At 75.1% G+C, this 15,810-nt stretch carries 17 protein-coding genes; 3 read left to right on the forward strand and 14 right to left on the reverse strand.

The features are described 5' to 3' along the window. The first annotated feature begins 22 nt into the window (after positions 1-22). The gene (locus tag K1Y72_RS02995) at positions 23-904 is read left to right on the forward strand and encodes an alpha/beta fold hydrolase (RefSeq protein WP_220163009.1); all 882 of its coding nucleotides are present in this window, start codon (positions 23-25) and stop codon (positions 902-904) included. On the opposite strand, the gene K1Y72_RS03000 is transcribed toward K1Y72_RS02995, so the two are convergent. From K1Y72_RS03000 to K1Y72_RS03025, 6 genes are read right to left on the reverse strand one after another with little or no spacing between them, the layout of a single operon-like run. Then, positions 804-1,721, reverse strand: a complete 918-nt coding sequence (locus tag K1Y72_RS03000) for a lysylphosphatidylglycerol synthase domain-containing protein (RefSeq protein ID WP_308286854.1) — start codon at positions 1,719-1,721, stop codon at positions 804-806. The genes K1Y72_RS02995 and K1Y72_RS03000 overlap by 101 nt on opposite strands. Beyond that, positions 1,718-2,464 (reverse strand): methyltransferase domain-containing protein, encoded by a 747-nt coding sequence (locus K1Y72_RS03005; RefSeq protein WP_220163010.1) that lies wholly within the window; start codon positions 2,462-2,464, stop codon positions 1,718-1,720. The genes K1Y72_RS03000 and K1Y72_RS03005 overlap by 4 nt, the downstream gene beginning before the upstream one ends. Continuing rightward, positions 2,461-3,522, reverse strand: a complete 1,062-nt coding sequence (locus K1Y72_RS03010; protein WP_308286855.1) for a glycosyltransferase family 4 protein — start codon at positions 3,520-3,522, stop codon at positions 2,461-2,463. The genes K1Y72_RS03005 and K1Y72_RS03010 overlap by 4 nt, the downstream gene beginning before the upstream one ends. A gap of 10 nt (positions 3,523-3,532) precedes the next feature. Continuing rightward, complete coding sequence (locus K1Y72_RS03015; protein ID WP_220163011.1) at positions 3,533-3,916, reverse strand: 6-pyruvoyl trahydropterin synthase family protein; 384 nt, start codon at positions 3,914-3,916, stop codon at positions 3,533-3,535. Positions 3,917-3,933: 17 nt separating this feature from the next. Next, positions 3,934-4,887: a zinc-dependent alcohol dehydrogenase gene (locus tag K1Y72_RS03020; protein ID WP_220163012.1), complete on the reverse strand. Its 954-nt coding sequence runs from the start codon at positions 4,885-4,887 to the stop codon at positions 3,934-3,936. Then, entirely contained in the window at positions 4,799-5,599 is an 801-nt protein-coding gene (locus K1Y72_RS03025) for a CDP-alcohol phosphatidyltransferase family protein (RefSeq protein ID WP_220163013.1), read from the reverse strand. The genes K1Y72_RS03020 and K1Y72_RS03025 overlap by 89 nt, the downstream gene beginning before the upstream one ends. Before the next feature lie 185 nt (positions 5,600-5,784). Between K1Y72_RS03025 and K1Y72_RS03030 the strand changes: the two genes are divergently transcribed. Next, complete coding sequence (locus K1Y72_RS03030; RefSeq protein ID WP_220163014.1) at positions 5,785-6,693, forward strand: oxygenase MpaB family protein; 909 nt, start codon at positions 5,785-5,787, stop codon at positions 6,691-6,693. 900 nt (positions 6,694-7,593) lie between these two features. Here the strand turns inward: K1Y72_RS03030 and K1Y72_RS03035 are convergent. Genes K1Y72_RS03035 through K1Y72_RS03045 form a run of 3 tightly spaced genes read right to left on the reverse strand, consistent with a single transcriptional unit; the run spans position 7,594 to position 9,214 of the window. Continuing rightward, positions 7,594-7,776: a rubredoxin gene (locus K1Y72_RS03035; RefSeq protein ID WP_220163016.1), complete on the reverse strand. Its 183-nt coding sequence runs from the start codon at positions 7,774-7,776 to the stop codon at positions 7,594-7,596. Continuing rightward, a complete protein-coding gene (locus K1Y72_RS03040) occupies positions 7,773-7,934 on the reverse strand; it encodes a rubredoxin (RefSeq protein ID WP_220163018.1) in 162 nt (53 codons plus the stop codon). Before K1Y72_RS03040 ends, K1Y72_RS03035 begins: the two co-directional genes overlap by 4 nt. Further along, entirely contained in the window at positions 7,931-9,214 is a 1,284-nt protein-coding gene (locus K1Y72_RS03045) for an alkane 1-monooxygenase (protein ID WP_220163020.1), read from the reverse strand. Before K1Y72_RS03045 ends, K1Y72_RS03040 begins: the two co-directional genes overlap by 4 nt. A 614-nt stretch (positions 9,215-9,828) precedes the next feature. On the opposite strand from K1Y72_RS03045, the gene K1Y72_RS03050 reads away from it, so the two are divergent. Then, positions 9,829-10,479: a TetR/AcrR family transcriptional regulator gene (locus K1Y72_RS03050; RefSeq protein ID WP_308286857.1), complete on the forward strand. Its 651-nt coding sequence runs from the start codon at positions 9,829-9,831 to the stop codon at positions 10,477-10,479. A 611-nt stretch (positions 10,480-11,090) separates the two neighbouring features. Here K1Y72_RS03050 and K1Y72_RS03055 read toward each other — a convergent pair. The 5 genes from K1Y72_RS03055 to K1Y72_RS03075 all read right to left on the reverse strand — a co-directional run bounded on the left by K1Y72_RS03055 (position 11,091) and on the right by K1Y72_RS03075 (position 15,740). Beyond that, positions 11,091-11,744 (reverse strand): TetR/AcrR family transcriptional regulator, encoded by a 654-nt coding sequence (locus tag K1Y72_RS03055; protein ID WP_220163023.1) that lies wholly within the window; start codon positions 11,742-11,744, stop codon positions 11,091-11,093. A gap of 247 nt (positions 11,745-11,991) precedes the next feature. Beyond that, positions 11,992-12,864, reverse strand: coding sequence for a RecB family exonuclease (locus K1Y72_RS03060; protein ID WP_220163025.1), 873 nt, complete (start codon positions 12,862-12,864; stop codon positions 11,992-11,994). 604 nt (positions 12,865-13,468) lie between these two features. After that, positions 13,469-14,176 carry an MBL fold metallo-hydrolase gene (locus tag K1Y72_RS03065; protein WP_220163027.1) on the reverse strand — a complete coding sequence of 236 codons (708 nt, stop codon included), beginning with the start codon at positions 14,174-14,176 and terminating at the stop codon, positions 13,469-13,471. Between the two features lie 9 nt (positions 14,177-14,185). After that, complete coding sequence (locus tag K1Y72_RS03070) at positions 14,186-15,025, reverse strand: PHP domain-containing protein (RefSeq protein ID WP_220163029.1); 840 nt, start codon at positions 15,023-15,025, stop codon at positions 14,186-14,188. Positions 15,026-15,044: 19 nt separating this feature from the next. Next, positions 15,045-15,740 (reverse strand): DUF6758 family protein, encoded by a 696-nt coding sequence (locus tag K1Y72_RS03075; protein ID WP_220163031.1) that lies wholly within the window; start codon positions 15,738-15,740, stop codon positions 15,045-15,047. Positions 15,741-15,810: the final 70 nt, after the last annotated feature.

The raw sequence follows: 15,810 nt of genomic DNA on the forward strand, positions 1-15,810 counted from the left end.
GGATTGAGTATGGTGGCGCTCTGTGAGTACGCCCCCGTTCGTGACCCTGCCCGCCGGCGTCCGCCGGACGACCGTCGAGACCCCGCGCGGCGCCTTCGCCGCGCTGGAGGCCCTGCCCGGGTCGGGTGTCGCCGAACGCTGCCCGGCGCTGCTCGTGCCGGGCTACACCGGCAGCAAGGAGGATTTCATCGCGATCCTCCAGACGCTCGCGCTGCCGGGCCGGCGGGTCGTGGCGATCGACATGCGCGGGCAGTACGAGACGGCGGGGTCGGGCGACGACCCGGCCGCCTACGCCCGCGCCGAGCTGGGCGAGGACGTCACCGCGCTGCTGGAGGCCCTCGGCCCCGAGCCGGTGCACCTGGTCGGGCACTCCTTCGGCGGCCTGGTGACGCGCGAGGCGGTCCTCGCCGGGCGGGTGCGGCCCGCGTCCTACACGCTGATGAGCTCGGGCCCGGCGGCGCTCACCGGGCCGTCCGCCGACAAGGCGAAGGCGCTGAAGGAGGCCATTCCGGCGCTCGGCATGGAGACCATCTGGGAGATCAGCATCGGTCCCGACGCCGTCGCCCGCGGCGTCCCGCCCGAGGTCGTGGAGTTCCTGCGGCGGCGCACGCTCGGCAACTGCCCGGCGGGCCTCATGGCGATGGCCGACGAGCTCACCTCCGCGCCCGACCTCACCGACGAGCTGGCGAAGGTGTCCGCCGACACCGGCCTGCGGACCCTCGTCCTGTACGGCGAGGACGACGACGTGTGGGATCCGCGCGTGCAGGCGCGGATGGCCGAGCGCCTGGACGCCGCCCGCGTCGTCATCCCGAGTGCGGCGCACTCACCCGCGGTGGACGCACCGGAGACGACGGCCGCGGCGCTGTCGGCCTTCTGGGCGCAGTGCGAGCGCACGCAGCGCTGACTCCCGGCAGCAGCACGAGCAGGCCGGGCAGGCTCGCCACGAGCGCCAGCACGCCGTAGACGACGGCGGCGGTGAGGCCCTGCGCGGCGCCCATCCCGGCCGCGCCGAACGCCGACGCGGTGACGGCCTCGCGCGGCCCCCAGCCGCCGATGTTGGCCGGGACCGCCATCGCCAGCAGCGCCAGCACCGCGACCGGCAGCAGCGCCGTGACGGGCGCGGACGCCCCGGCGAGGCGCGCCGACAGCACGAACATCGCGACGTGCCCGGCGAGGACGGCGGCCGACAGCGCCGCGACCGCCGCCCGCGCGCCGCGCAGGTCGGCGGCGGCCCGTCCGAGCGCGCCCCGGACGCGCCGCGACGGCAGCGCCGCCGCGCAGGCGGTGAGCACCAGGAGCGTCACCGGCCTGGTGATCAGCAGGGCGGCCGCGGCGACCAGCAGCACCGCCTGGCCCGCCGCCCGCTCCAGCAGCACCGCGCGCAGGCCGCGCCGCACGTCGCCGGACCGCCGCCCGTGGTCCACGGCCCGGTGCACGTCGCCGAGGACACCCGCCGGCAGCACGGCGTTCAGGAACAGCGCCCGGTAGTAGCCGGCGGTCGCGGCGGCGAGGGGCAGCCGCAGCCCGAGGCGCCGCGCGACCAGGCACCACCGCCCCGCGCTCGCCACCGTGGTGGCGAGCCCGACCAGCAGCGCGGCGGCCACCGCCGTCCCGTCGACCGCGCGGACGCCCCGCGCGAACGGCGCCGCCCCCGCCTTCCACGCGACCGCCCCGACGACCGCGCCCCCGGCCGCCACCCGCAGCACCGCCCCGCGCGTCACGCCGGCACTGCCAGCAGGTCGGCGTGGTGGACGGTGACGCGGGCCGGCGGGCGCGCGAGGTAGGCGTCCGCATGCGCGGCGAGGCCGGGGTCCTGCTCGACGGCGGCGGCGACCCAGCCGCGCAGCCATGCGGTGACGAGCGCGGCGTCGGCCGGCCCGAGCCGCCACGGGCTCGGGCGGACGCGCACGGCGAAGCCGCCGCCGCGGAAGGCCGCGACGGCGGCGGGGACGGCGTCCGGGCCGAGCCGACCGCCGCGCCGCTGGTGATCGTTGAACGCGGCGGTGAAGGCGGCGTCGCGGGGGCCGGGCGGGTCCAGCTCGACGCGGCCGGTGACGGTGAGGGCGAGCAGCGCCGGGCAGCCGATCGCGGCGAGCCGGTCGAGCTCGGCGGCCGTCAGCACGTCCAGCAGCGCGGACGCGATGACGAGGTCGGTGCCGCGGGCGTCCAGCGCGGCCAGGTCGCCGAGGCGGGTCTCGGCGGCGGGCAGCCGGGCGGCCGCCTCGGCGAGCAGGGCGGGGTCGCGGTCGTGCAGGATCCAGCGCGGCCCCGGCGTCCCGGCCGGGAGGCGCCCGGCCAGCCAGCGGGCCATCGCGCCGGTGCCGCAGCCGAGGTCGCGGACGACGGCCCGGCCCGGCGGCAGCGTCCCGGCCGCCAGCGCGGCCAGCTCCGCCGAGCGGGCGGCGGCGTCGGCGGGCTCGCGGAGCGCCAGCCACGCGGCGCTGAATTCGGCGGTCCCGGTCATCGCGCCCCCTCGGGCAGCAGGTCGACGACGGCGTCCAGGCGGCGGGCGGCGTCCGCCCAGGTCGGCAGCGCGGCCCGGCGGGCGCGGGCCGCGGTGCGGAGCGCGGCGCGCAGTCCGGGCTCGGTCAGCCAGCGGCGGAGCGCGGCCGCGAGCGCGCGGTCGTCGCCGGGCGGCACCAGCAGGCCGGGCGGCCCGTCCCCGAGCGCCTCGGGGACGCCGCCCACCTCGGACGCCACGGCCGGGACGCCGCGGGCGAGCGCCTCGGTGACCGCCATCCCGAACGTCTCGGCCCGCGACGGCAGCACGAGCAGGTCCGCGCGGCCCAGGCGGGTCCGGGGCCGCGGCCCGGTCAGCAGGACGCGGCCGCCGAGGCCCCGGCGCTCGATCAGCCGCCGCAGCCGCGCGACGTAGCCGAGATCGCGGCCGAGCGGTCCGGCGCACTCGCACGTCCACGGCAGGTCGGCGATCGAGGCGAGGGCCTGGACCAGCACGTCCTGCCCCTTGCGCGGCGTCACCGAGGCGAGGCAGAGCAGCCGCGTCCCGTCGGCGGTCGCAGGGGCGAGCGGCGCGGCGTCCGTGCCCGGCGGGACGGCGTGCACGCGCCCGGCGGGCAGCCCGTGGTGGTCGGCGAGGCGCCGCGCCGCCCACCCGCTCGTGGCGACCGTGAGGCCGGCGGCGTGCAGCACGGCGCGCTCGCGGGCGTCGAGGTCGGCGGCCTCCCGGCCGGTGAGGCCGGTCTCGTCGGCGAGCGGCAGGTGGACGAGGACGGCGAGGCGGAGCCGCCCGGCGTGCGGCTCCAGCAGCTCGGGGACGCCGCAGGCGACCAGGCCGTCCAGCAGCACGGGCGCCCCGGCGGGCAGGGCCGCGAGGGCCCCGGCCAGATGCTCGCGGGCGGCCGGGCCGGGGCGCGGCCAGCCGCCCGGCGCGACGATCTCGTGGACGGGGCGGCCGAGCCGCACCAGCTCGTCGCAGACCCGCCGGTCGTAGACGTTGCCGCCGCTCGGCGCGGCCGGATCGTCCACCCCGCCGGGCAGCACCACCCGCAGCGCCTCCCTCACAGCGCGCCTCTCACAGCGCCCGCTCGTAGCTCGCCCACGCCACGTGCGACTCGTGCAGCGCCACGGTGATGCCGGTGAGGCCGGGCGCGGCGTCGCGGACGCGGTCGGCGAGCCGGTCGGCGATCGTCCGCGCGAGGAACTCGGTGGTGGTGTTGACGCCCGCGAAGGCCGGCTCGTCGTCGAGGTTGCGGTAGGTCAGCTCGGCGACGACGGCGGCGAGCTCGCGCGCCGCCAGCCCGATGTCGATCACGATGCCGTCGGCGTCGAGGTCGGGGCGCCGGAACGAGGCGTCCACGACGAACGTCGCGCCGTGCAGGCGGCGCGCGGGACCGAACACCTCGCCCCGGAAGCTGTGGGCGACCATCAGGTGGTCGCGGACGGTGACGGTGAACACGGGCGGCTCCTCGGGAGTCACGGGTAGGCGATGCGAGTGCAGAGGGCAGGTAGGCCGTCTGCGGCGAGGGCGGGCAGGTCGTCGAAGGGGCGCTCGGCGCCGATCAGCGCGTCGAACGCCGGATCGGCGAGCAGGTCCAGGGCGAGCGCGATGCGGTCGGCGTGAGTGCGGCCGGGCCGGCCGACCGTTCCGACCTGGCTCGCGCGGACGGTGAGGCGCCGCGAGTGGAAGTACTCGCCCAGCGGCACGGTGACGGGCCGGTCCCCGTACCAGGACAGCTCGGCGACGCGCCCCTCGGGCGCGAGCAGCTCCAGCGAGCACGCGAGGCCCTCCCCCGTCGCGCTCGCGTGGTAGACGACGTCGCGGCCCTCACGGGCCTGCTCCGGCGTCGCGAAGGCCACGCCGAGCCGCTCGGCGACGGCGGCCCGCGCCGGATCCACGTCCACGAGCTCGACGTCGGCGCCCGGCACCGCCGCCAGCAGCCGCGCGACGCAGCAGCCGACCATCCCGGCGCCGACGACGGACGCGCGGTCGCCGAGCAGGGGCGGCACGTCCCAGAGGGCGTTCACGGCGGTCTCGACCGTCCCGGCGAGAACGGCGCGCGCCGCCGGCACCCCGTCCGGGACGGGCGTGACGGCGGCGGCGGGCACGACGTAGCGATCCTGGTGCGGGTAGAGGCAGAACACCGTCGCGTCCATGAGCTCCGGCGGACCGTTCTCCACGACACCGACGTTCAGGTAGCCGTACTTGACCGGACCGGGCAGGTCGCCCTGCTGGAACGGCGCGCGCATCAACGCGTACTGGCTCTCGGGGACGCCGCCGCGGTGCACCAGCGACTCGGTGCCGCGGCTGAGCGCCGAATACAGCGTCCGCACCTGCACCTCACCGGGTCCGCAACCCGGCAGGTAGCCGGTGCGGATCTCGCCGTGGCCGGGCGACACCAGCCAGAACGCGCGGGCGGTGGGCAGCATGGGGCCTCCTGTCGACGTGCAACCGGGCGATGTCCCGGGCGAAGGACCAGACCAGCGCGGCCAGCGCGACCCCGGCCGCCCACATCGGGACGCATCCGGCGCAGGCCGCCGCCAGCAGGATGCCCTGCGCCGCCGCGACCGTCTTGCGCGCGGTGCTCGGCGGCAGCTCCCCGCCGAGCCACGGCCACACCCGCCGCGCGCCCGCGAACGCGTAGCGCATCGCCCCGATCGCGAGCACCCACCAGGCGCCGCCGCCCGCCGCGAGCGCGACGCGGGCGCTCAGCACCAGGATCAGGAAGGCGTCGGCCTCCATGTCGAAGCGGGCGCCGAAGGCGGACGCGGTACCGGTGCGCCGCGCGACGACGCCGTCCACGGCGTCGAGCGCGAGCGCGACGGCCGCGAGCACGACCAGCGCCGCAGCGTCCGCACCGTCCGCGACCAGGGCCGTCACGCCGCCGCCGAGCACGGCGCGGGCGAGCGTCACACGATCGGCCGGCCCTAGCGAGCGCCGTCCCGCCCGGCGCCGCGCCCACGCGAGCAAAGCGCCGAGGCCGAGCGCGTGCCCCGCGCCGACCAGCACCCCGAACGCGCCGAGCCCTGTGAACCACCAGAGCACCCAGAGCAGCACCCCCTGCCCAAGGGCCGCCCGCCCCTGCTCCCGCGCCGCCGCTCCCGTCACGCGGAATGCCGGACGGCGGACCACCAGGTGCATGGGAACCCCTCATCGCTCGTCCTGCCTCCGTATGTCTCCTGAACGGCTCCGTCCCTGCGCGGCGTTCAATTCGCGCGCCGTCGGCCGCCGTCAAGAGAGCGATCCGGGGGTGGGTGATGCGCGCACGGCCGGGTAATGACACACTTACATCGGTTTGTCTCACACCGACCCTTGGCGAGGTACGCATGTCCGCGACCGTCCAGCCCCCCGAAAGCGTCACCTGGCGCGTGCACATCGACCGGTCCATGTGGGTCGGCGGCGTGCGCAGCCTCATGCTGCAGGCCCTGCACCCCGTCGCGATGTGGGGCGTATGGCAGAACTCCAACTTCCAGGAGGACCCGCTCGGCCGCCTCCAGCGCACCTCCGACTTCGTCGGCGTCGCCACCTTCGGGACCGACGCGGAGATCGACGCGCTGGCCGCCAAGGTCCGCGGCATCCACCGCAGCCTGCGCATCCTGAACCACGACACCGGCAAGAAGGAGCGCCTCGACCAGCCCGAGCTGCTGCTCTGGGTGCACTGCGCCGAGGTGTACTCCTACCTCCAGGTCGCCCGCCGGGCGGGCCTGCCGCTCACCGACGCCATGGCCGACCGGTACCTGGAGGAGCAGCGCCGGACCGCGACGCACGTCGGCCTGCACGCCGAGGACGTCCCCGGAACCGTCGCCGACATGGAGGACTACATCGCCTTCATGCGCCCGCGGCTGCGGGTGACCGAAGAGGCGGCCTCCACCGTCCGGTTCCTGCTGTGGCCGACCATGCCGGAGAACCTGAAGTTCCTGAACCCCGGCAAGCCCGGCTACTTCCCGTTCGGGGCGCTCTGCTACTACTCGCTGCCCGACTGGGCCCGCCAGATGTACGGGACGCTGCCGGAGGTGCCGCAGCCCATGGTCACCGCCGCGCTGCGCTCGTTCCGCATGGCGATGAACAGCATCCCGGAGAAGGTGCACGACTTCGCCTTCGCCAAGCCCACCCGGGAGATGCTGGAACGCGCCCGGCTGTCCCTCGCCGCCGAGGGCTACGACCTCGGCCGCGGCCTGTACGGCCTCCGCGACCCGCGCCGCTGGCCCGCACGCCCGGCACTCCAGCCCGCCTGACGAACGCACCCGCGACCCGTCACCTGAGGGACCCCAGGCACGCCCTCACGACCGCGGGACCGGGCGCAGCCTCCGCACCCGGCCCCGCGGCGTCGTCCGCCTTCAGCCTGTGCAAGAACCCGCACCCTGAACTACAGAACGACTACAGGCTCGCTACAGACCCACCTGACAGCCTTGTCAGCATGAACCAGCACCACCACATCCCCTCCCGCCCAGCCCGCCACTGCACCCATCGCGCCACCCCCACCAACCCCCTCCACCACACCCACCCCGCCCACCCGTCCCCCACCAAGTCCGCCCGTCCGGGACGCCGGCTCCACCCGGGACGCCGGCTCCACCCGGGACGCCGGCTCCATCCGGGACGCCGGCTCCATCCGGGACGCTGGCTCCGCCCGGGACGCCCGCCCCGCCCGGACCATCCGCCACATCCGGACGACCTGCCCCGCCCAAGCCACCCATCCCTCCCCACCCGCGCTACCCGCCACATGCGGGTCACCCTCCTCGCCCGGATTGTCCCTCTCGCCCGTGCCACCCTCCTCGTCAGGGCTGCCCGGCGCACCCGGCGCGCCTGCCCTGCCACCCGCAGCCAGTCGCCACCCGCAGCCAGTCGCCGCTCACAGCCACTCGCCCCCACAGCCGCTCGCCGCACGCACCCGCTCGCCGCCCACAGCCACTTGCGGCCCGCAGTCGCTCGCCGGCCGCAGTCACTTGCGGCCCACAGTCGCTCGCGGCCCGCAGCCGCTCGCCGACCGCAGCCGCTCGCCGACCGCAGCCGCTCGCCGCCCACGGTCGCTCGCCGACCGCAGCCACTCGCGGCCCAAAGCCGCTCTCGGCCCGCAGTCGCTCGATAGCCGCAGTCGCTCGCTAGCCGCAGCTGCTCGCCGAGCATGGGGCACGGCGTCAGGCTCGGGTGACCTCGGTCATGTCGAAGTCGGTCTTGGCAGCCCCGCAGTCGGGGCAGGACCAGTCCGCGGGAACGTCGTCCCAGCGCGTGCCTGGGGCGATGCCCTCCTCCGGCCAGCCCTCGGCCTCGTCGTACACGAACCCGCAGACCTGACACTCGTAGACCTTGTACGGAGTCATCGCACCTCCTCGAAATCGACCTTCTCGCGGACCCCGCAGTCGGGGCAGGGCCAGTCGTCGGGCACCTCGGCCCATGGCGTCCCGGCGGGGAACCCTTCGCGGGGCGCGCCGTCCTCTTCGCGGTACTCGTAGTCGCAGACCGGGCAGCGGTGGCTCATGCGGGAGTCTCTCCGGACGCAGCGGGCGGGGTCACGCCGTAGCGGGCGTGCTTCCCGGGCTGGATGTTGGCGCGCGAAGCGTCGCCTCCGTAATGGGCGATGACGCGCTTGTCCATAACGAGCCGCCAGAGGGGCGGCACGGTCGCCAACCGTGCCAGCGTCGCGTACCCCGACGGCAGCTCGGGGGCCTCGTCGAAATGGCGCAGCGCTTGGAAACGGCGGGTCGGGTTGGCGTGATGGTCACTGTGCCGCTGGAGGTGGTAGAGCATGATGTTCGACGCGATGCTGTTGCTGTTCCAGCTGTGGCGCGGAGCGCAGCGCTCGTACCGGCCGGCGGGCGTGCGCTCCCGCAGCAGCCCATAGTGCTCCAGGTAGTTGACGACCTCCAGCGCGGAGAAGCCGATGACGGCCTGCACTACCAGGAAGGGGACGATGCCGATACCGAAGGCGGCGATCAGCGATGCGTACAGCGCCACCGTCAGCGCCCAGGCGTTGAGGACGTCGTTGCGGACCGTCCACGGGCCCTTGCCCGACCGAGCGAGCCGCGCCTTCTCCAGCCGCCAGGCCGAGCGGAGGCTTCCCCACACCGTCCGGGGCAGGAAACGGTAGAAGCTCTCCCCGAGCCGTGCGCTCGCCGGATCCTCAGGGGTGGCGACCCGGACGTGGTGGCCGCGGTTGTGCTCGATGTAGAAGTGCCCGTACGCGGTCTGGGCGAGCGCGACCTTCGACAGCCGGCGTTCCAGGACGTCCTTCTTATGGCCCAGTTCGTGCGCGGTGTTGATGGCGATCCCGCCGACGACCCCCATCGTCAGCATCAGACCGACCTTCTCCCAGAGGGCCACATCGCCGCGCGACCACATCCAGCAGGCCAGGACGAGCCCCGCGTACTGGAGCGGCAGGTAGGCGTAGGTGCACCACCGGTAGTAGCGCTGCTCCTCCAGCCAGGAGAGCACGCTCTCGGGCGGGTTCGAGGAATCCTTGCCGAGCAGCAGGTCGAGCAGTGGATTGACCACTCCGAACAGGAAGGGTCCGAGATACCAGAACCCGCCCCATCCCGTCGCGGTGACCAGGCCCCACGCCACGAGAGGCGCCAGCGGGATCGCGAGGCCGAGCAGCCACAGGTACTTCTTCCGGTCGGTCCAGGCGACACCGGCAGGACCGTCACGCCCGATACCGCCGCCGGCGACGGCGGTGTCAGGAAGCTTGTCGTTCTCGGCAGCAGGAAGCTTGGCGTTCTCGTTGGCGGGGGGCTGGGCGTTCTCGGCGGTAAGGGGTCGCATCGCGCCTCCTCGTCGGCTCCGCTTTCCCGCTCACCGTGCCACGCGACGTACGCTGTAAACAAGATGTAGACCGTACGTACGGACCCGATGCGACACGCGTCACACAGCCCGGTCCACTGCCCCTGTGAGCGACCGCGCGGCCGCTAGCCGAGGACCGCGGAGAGCGGATCTGACAGCAGTAGAGACGACGGACCAGACGGAGCCAGCGGGGCGAACCTTGCGGAGGCAGGGGTGGCCAGCCTGATGAGGGCGGGACCGACCGGCCTGGCGGAGGTGAATATGACCAATCCGGCGGCGAGGGTTGACCCGCTGGCGGGGACGGAAGCGCACATTCCAGCGGGAGCGGACGCCCAGGCGGGAGCGCACGATCCGGCGGGGCTGACGACCAGGCTGGTGAAAGCGGGAGCGCACGATCCGGCGGGGGCGGGGCGACCGGACTGATGGGAGTGGGAGTGCATCGTCCGGCAGGGGCGGGGCGGCCAGGCTAATGGGAGCAGGAGCGACCAGCCCGGCTGGAACGGGGTGTCAGGCCTGGTGGGGGTGAAGGTGAGAGGATTCGCGGCGCGGGGTGCGGTGGCCAGACGGCGGCGATGGCGGCGGACGGAGGTGTGCGAGTGGAGCGGACGGTCCTTTCACGGGAGCGGATCGTGGCGGCGGCCATCGTGGTGATCGAGCGGGACGGGGCCAAGGCGCTGTCGATGCGCAAGGTCGCGGCCGAGCTCGGGGTCGCCGTGATGTCCCTCTACAACCATGTGCCCGATCGAGACGCGCTCATCGCCGGAGTCGCACAGGCCGTGCTCGCCGATCTGGACGCGGCGGCGGGCGCTCTCGACGCGCGCCGTGACTGGCGGCTCAACGCCCGCGACCTGCTCGCCGCGTTCCGCGACGTCGCCCGGCGGCGGCCGCGCAGCATGCACCTGGTGCTGACCAGCCGCCTCGACCTGGAGAGCTGGTGGCGCGTCGCCGAGCGGACCCTCGCGGTGCTGGACGCCGCAGGGTTCGGGCCCGAGACCTCGGTACGGGCGGTGCGGGCCCTCATGTCCTACGCGATCGGGGCGCAGATGATGGAGAACGGGGCGCTGAAGCTCGCGGGCGGCCCGCCGGACGCGGGATTCCAAGCCGCCCTCGCCGCACCGGAGGAGTTCCCGCGCACCACGGCGGTCGCCGGCGAACTGCTGCGCTTCGACACCGCGGCCGACTACGACTACGGGTTGGAGCTGCTGCTAGAGGCCCTCGACGGACTACCCCGGGAGGTCAAGCCTTGAGCCAGCCCCAAGCCGGCTCCGAGCTGGCACGACACATCCCTTGAACCGGCGTCACGCCCTAAGCCAGCACGGCACGCCCTGAACCGGGCCAGCACGGCACGCCCTGAGCCGAGCCAGCACGGCACGCCCTGAGCCGAGCCAGCACGGCACGCCTTGAGTCGGCACAACACGTCTCTTGAACCGGCGTCTCGCCCTGAGCCAACATGACACTTCCTGAGCTGAGCCAACGCGTCACGTTCCGAACCGTGCCAGTGCGTTGCGTTCTGAGCCAGCGCAATACGCCCTCAGCCCGGGCCGACACCTCACGCCCTTGAGACCGGCCGGCACGGCACGCCCCGAGACGGGCCGGCACGGCACGGCCTTGAGGCCGGTCGGCACGCTCTGAGCCGGGACAGCGCGTCGCGTTCTAAGGCAGCGCAATACGCCCTGAGGCGGGCTGGCGCATTACATTTTGAGACCGGTCGGCACGGCACGGCCTTGAGGCCGGTCGGCATGCTCTGAGCCGGGGCAGCGCGTCGCGTTTTGAGGTGGTGCAGTACGCCCTGAGGCGGGCTGGTGTATTGCGTTCTTGAGGGCGGTCGGCACGGCGCGCTCTGGGGTTGGATGGCGCGTCACGCTTTTAGTCGGCGCTCTATGGCCGACAGGAGCAGTTCCATGCCGAACTCGAAGTCGGCGTCCGAGTCCTCGGTGAGGAGCTCGCCGGGCAGCGCGGCCACGTGCGGGAACCGGCCGGGGTCGAGGAGCCGCAGCGCTTCGGTGTGGTCGAGGCTGCGCAGCGCGCGCCGCATGCCGGACTCGCGGAGCTGCGACCCGAGCGCGTAGGCCATGAAGGCGTGCACGGCGCGCACCGCCTCCGGCCCCTCCAGGCCGGCCCGCGCGCAGACCGCGAACGCCCGCTCGACGGTGCGGAGCCGCACCGGAATGGAGATCCGGCCCTCCAAGACCAGCGCCAGGCTGCGCGGGTACTCGGCGGCGGCCGCCCGGAAGGCGCGGAGCAGCCGCCGCGCGTCCTCCCGCCAGTCCTCGCACTCGTCGTCGGGCAGGTCGATGGCGCCCATGACGTACTCGGCGACGCCCTCGACGAGCGCGTCTCTGCTCGGGACGTGCCGATAGGCCGCCATCGCGCTCACCCCGAGCTCGGCGCCGACGGCGCGCATCGACAGCGCGTCCGGGCCGGCCCGCTCGACGAGCTCGACGGCGGTGTGCACGATCAGCTCGCGGGTGAGCACCACCCGCATCACCCGGTCGGGCGCGTCCCTCGGCATCCCACCTCCCGTGCGCACAACCCTAGTCCGGCCGTACCGGCCGGCTCGCCCCGTGATGGTGACCGACTGGTCAGCAGAGGTTGAGATGCGGCGTGTCGGGCGCTTTGAAGATCGAAAGTGCCCGACACGCCGCATCTCAACAGATGGTGACCGGGCGGTCATCGTCGGGGGGAGGGGGGCGGCGCGGCGCCCATCCGGGGCGCCGTCGCCGGGCGAACCCGAAGGGTCGGGGCGCTGGTCGGGCGGGTCAGTCGGGCATGGCGGACCAGGGGTCCTTGCGGGGGGCTGCCTCCTGGCCCTCGGGGCAGTGACGGCGGTAGTCGCACCAGCCGCAGAGGCTCCCGGTGCGGGGCGGGAACACCGCGTCGAACGGGCGGTGGTCGATCTGGTCGGGTCGGTAAGCGGGCTTCAGCCGCGACCGGTACGCCTCGTCGGCGTCCTGCGCCTCGGCCGCGATGCCCTCGGCCCGCCGGATGTGCCGCTCCAGCGACTCGGGCGTGTGGTCCCAGGCCGCGACCTCGCCGGACGGCAGGTGGTGCAGCTCGACGCGGTGGCAGGGGCGGCGCAGCACCCGCGCCGCCGCCACCGCGTAGATCGCCATGGCGAGCGAGCCGCGGGCGTCATCGGCGGTGAGGACGTGCCGGCCGGTCTTGTAGTCGACCACGACGAGCTCGGCGCCGCGGTCGTCCAGCCGGTCGATGCGGCCCGAGACGGCGATGCGGTCGGTGCGGGTCGCCACGGTCCGCTCGACGCCGGCCGGTTCGTCCTCGGGGTCGAGCCGGCCGGCGTAGCGCTCGATCATGGCGCGGGCCCGGTCGCGCTGCCGCGCCGCCTGCTCGCCGTCGCGGTACCCCTCGGTGAGCCAGCCGCGCGCGAGCAGCGCGCCCGCCGCCTCGGCGGTGCGTTCGGGCGCCGGCAGCCGCCACCAGGCGGCCAGCGCGTTGTGGACGCTGGCGCCGAAGCTGTTGTGCGCCCACGGCGGGCCCTTGGGAGGCGCCGGCCGGTCCAGGTAGGTCATCCGGTAGCGGCGCGGGCAGTCCAGCCAGGTGTTGAGGCGCGACGGCGTGCACGCGTAGAGCCGCTGCGGCATTCCCTCGAATCCGAGTTGTTCGGCGCTCATGGCCGTCCTCCGCCCGCGATCTCACGGTCCCGCGCAGCTCGACGTCGCCCCGCGTTCCCCCGGTCCGGACGGTGCGTGCCCGCAAGCGGAGCCGCGGGGCTCCTCAGCCCGCCAGCTCCCCGCGTTCCCTGGTCCGGACGGTGCATACCCGCAGGCTGGCCCGCAGGGCTCCTCAGCCCGCCGGTTCCCCGTGTTCTCCGGTCCGGACAGTACGTGCCCGCAAGCGGGGCGGCAGGGCTCCTCGGCCCGCCGGTTTCCCGCGTTCTCCGGTCCGGACGGTGTGTGCCCGCAGGCGGGGCCGCAGGGCTCCTCCGCTCGCTGGGTCCTCGCGCCGGACGGTGCGTGCCCGCGGGCAGGGTCGCGGTTCCGCTCGGTTCTGCGGCGAGCGGGCACTTGGAGCGTCGATGGCTTCCGCTGCTCGGCTCGCCGGCTCTCCGCGCGTGTCCGCGGGCCGGCTGTGCTTCGCGGCAAGGGGGCGACGCTTCATGCGCCGTCCTTCCTCGCCGCTCCGGGCGCGGGCCCGCAGCGCTCATGGCCGAATCCGTGCTCCTCGGGAGCGACGGCGTGCGGCCGTTCGGCGGGTGCGGGCCGGGCGGCGGCAGGGTCAGTCCTCGCCCTCGCGGGCGAGCTCGCCCCAGGTCTCCCAGCGGGCGTCCTCGTCGCCGACGGTGGTCTCCTCGCCCTGGCCGGGCAGGACCCGCAGGTCCTTCGGCAGCGGGGTGATGAGGGCGCCGATCGAGTTGAGCTGCTTGCGCAGGTCCTCGTACTCGCCGCCGATCGAGCCGGGGCGGCCGCGGTGCAGGGTGTCGCCGGAGAACAGGACGCCGAGCTGCTCGCTGATCACGCTGACGCCGCCGGGGGTGTGGCCCGGGGTGTGCACGATCTCCAGCTGGGCGCCGGCGATCTCGAAGACGCCGCCGTCCTCCAGCCAGATGTCGGGCTCCAGCGCGCGGAGCGCCTTGGCGTCGTCCTCGTCGGACTCCTCCTTGGCGAGGCGGCCGAAGTAGTCGCGCCAGAGGAGGCGGTCGGCGCGGTGCAGCGCGACGGGCGCCCACTCGTCCTCGTCCTCCAGCCCGGCGGCGGCGACCTCCAGGGCATGGGCGAGGTGGTGCTCGTTGCCGTCGGTGAGGATGACGGCCATGACCTCGCGTTCGCCGACCTTCTCCAGCACGGCCTCGGCGGAGAACGCCGGGTCGATCACGATGACCTCGTCGTCGTCGCCGACGATGTAGGTGTTGCTCTCGACGTCATGTTCGGCGTCGTCGAGGCTCACCTTGCCCGACGTCACCACTTGCTCGATGCGCGCGTCCACGGACGCACCCTACCGCGCCGTAGGGGCGCGGCGCGCCGCGAGCAGCGCCGCGTAGGCGTCGGGATCGGTGGTCTCGCAGCCCAGCCGGTCGCCGGTGAGGGCGCCGTGGTCGTCGCTGGAGCCGGTGCCGGCCAGGCCGAGGGCGCGGGCGAGGCCGCGGAGCGCGGCGCGGTCGTCCGGGGCGTGGTCGGGATGGTCGATCTCGACGCCGGCGAGGCCCGCGGCGGCCAGCGCCTCGATCACCTCGTCGCCGAAGACGTAGCCGCGGCGCCGCGCCCGCGGGTGGGCGAGGACGGCGACGCCGCCGGCGGCGGTCACCAGCCGGACGGCGCGCTCGGGGTCGAGGGCGTACCGGTCGACGTGGGCGCGGCCGCCCGGCGCGAGCCAGTCGGCCGTGAACGCCTCCTCGACGCTGCCGACGACGCCGGCGGCGACCATCGCGCGGGCGATGTGCGGGCGCCCGACGGCCTCGCCGCGCGCGACGGCCTGGACGCCCTCCCAGGTCACCGGCGCGCCGAGCTCCTGGAGCCGGGCGACGACGCCGCGCGCCCGGTGCACCCGGTCGTCGCGGACGCGGGCGAGCTCGGCGGTCAGGGCCGGGTCGGCGGGGTCGAACAGGTAGCCGAGCAGGTGCAGGCTGCGCCCGTCCCGCTTGCAGGACAGCTCGATGCCGGGGACGAGCGTCAGCCCGGCGGGGAGCGCCGCGCGGGCGGCGTCCCAGCCGGCGGTGGTGTCGTGGTCGGTGAGCGCGAGGACGTCCAGGCCGTTCGCCCGTGCGCGGCGGACGACCTCGGCGGGCGGCCGGGTGCCGTCCGAGACGTCGCTGTGGCTGTGCAGGTCGATGCGCATGCGGCGAGTATGCCGCCCGTCACTCGTCGAGGCGGGCGCTCTCGGCGCCGAAGGGCAGCGTCAGCTCCATGCCGGGCTCGCGCAGGTCGACGAGGCCGTGGCTCTCCAGCATCAGCACGCCCGCGGCGGACGGCCACAGCACCGCCCACAGCCAGTCGCCCATGGCCTCGCCGACGTAGACGGCGCGGTCGGGCTCGGAGTCGACGACCCAGAGCGGCACCGACCGGCCGGGCGTCGCCGACGGCCCCGAGATGTCGATCTTGGCGTGCGGGGGGCCGGTGTCGAAGCCGGCGCCGGGGTCGGGACCGTCCAGGCCGCTGTAGTAGGCGCCGAGGCCGATGCCGGGCTGCTCGGCGATGAGCAGCAGGTCGGCGGTCGGCTCGCCGGGCAGCGGCGGGGCGTCGGGCAGCGCTGCGCCGTGCCCGCCGCCGAGCGGGTTCGGGCCGGACAGGGCGACGATGGAGGCGCGCGCGCCGGACCGCTCGTCGCCGACGGTGCCGAAGCCGGTGACGAGCCAGCCGAGCGGCAGCGGCCACGGCGTCCACACCGGGACGCGGGCGTCCGCGAGCACGACCGACAGGGCGTCCTGGTTCGGCTGCTTGGCGGGCTGGCGCGGCAGCACCGCGCCGTGCGCGGCGCACGACCACTCGCTCGACCACGCGTCCGGCGGCCGGAGCGCGCCGGCGCAGCGCGGGCAGATGGGCTCGGCCCTCATGGTTACCAAGGGTGCGCGCGGCGCCGCGGCACGTCAAGGCGAGCGGCCCCACCACCAGGGAAAAGAGGGA

The sequence above is a fragment of the Actinomadura parmotrematis genome (genome assembly GCF_019458805.1).
Taxonomy (GTDB): Bacteria; Actinomycetota; Actinomycetes; order Streptosporangiales; family Streptosporangiaceae; genus Spirillospora; species Spirillospora parmotrematis.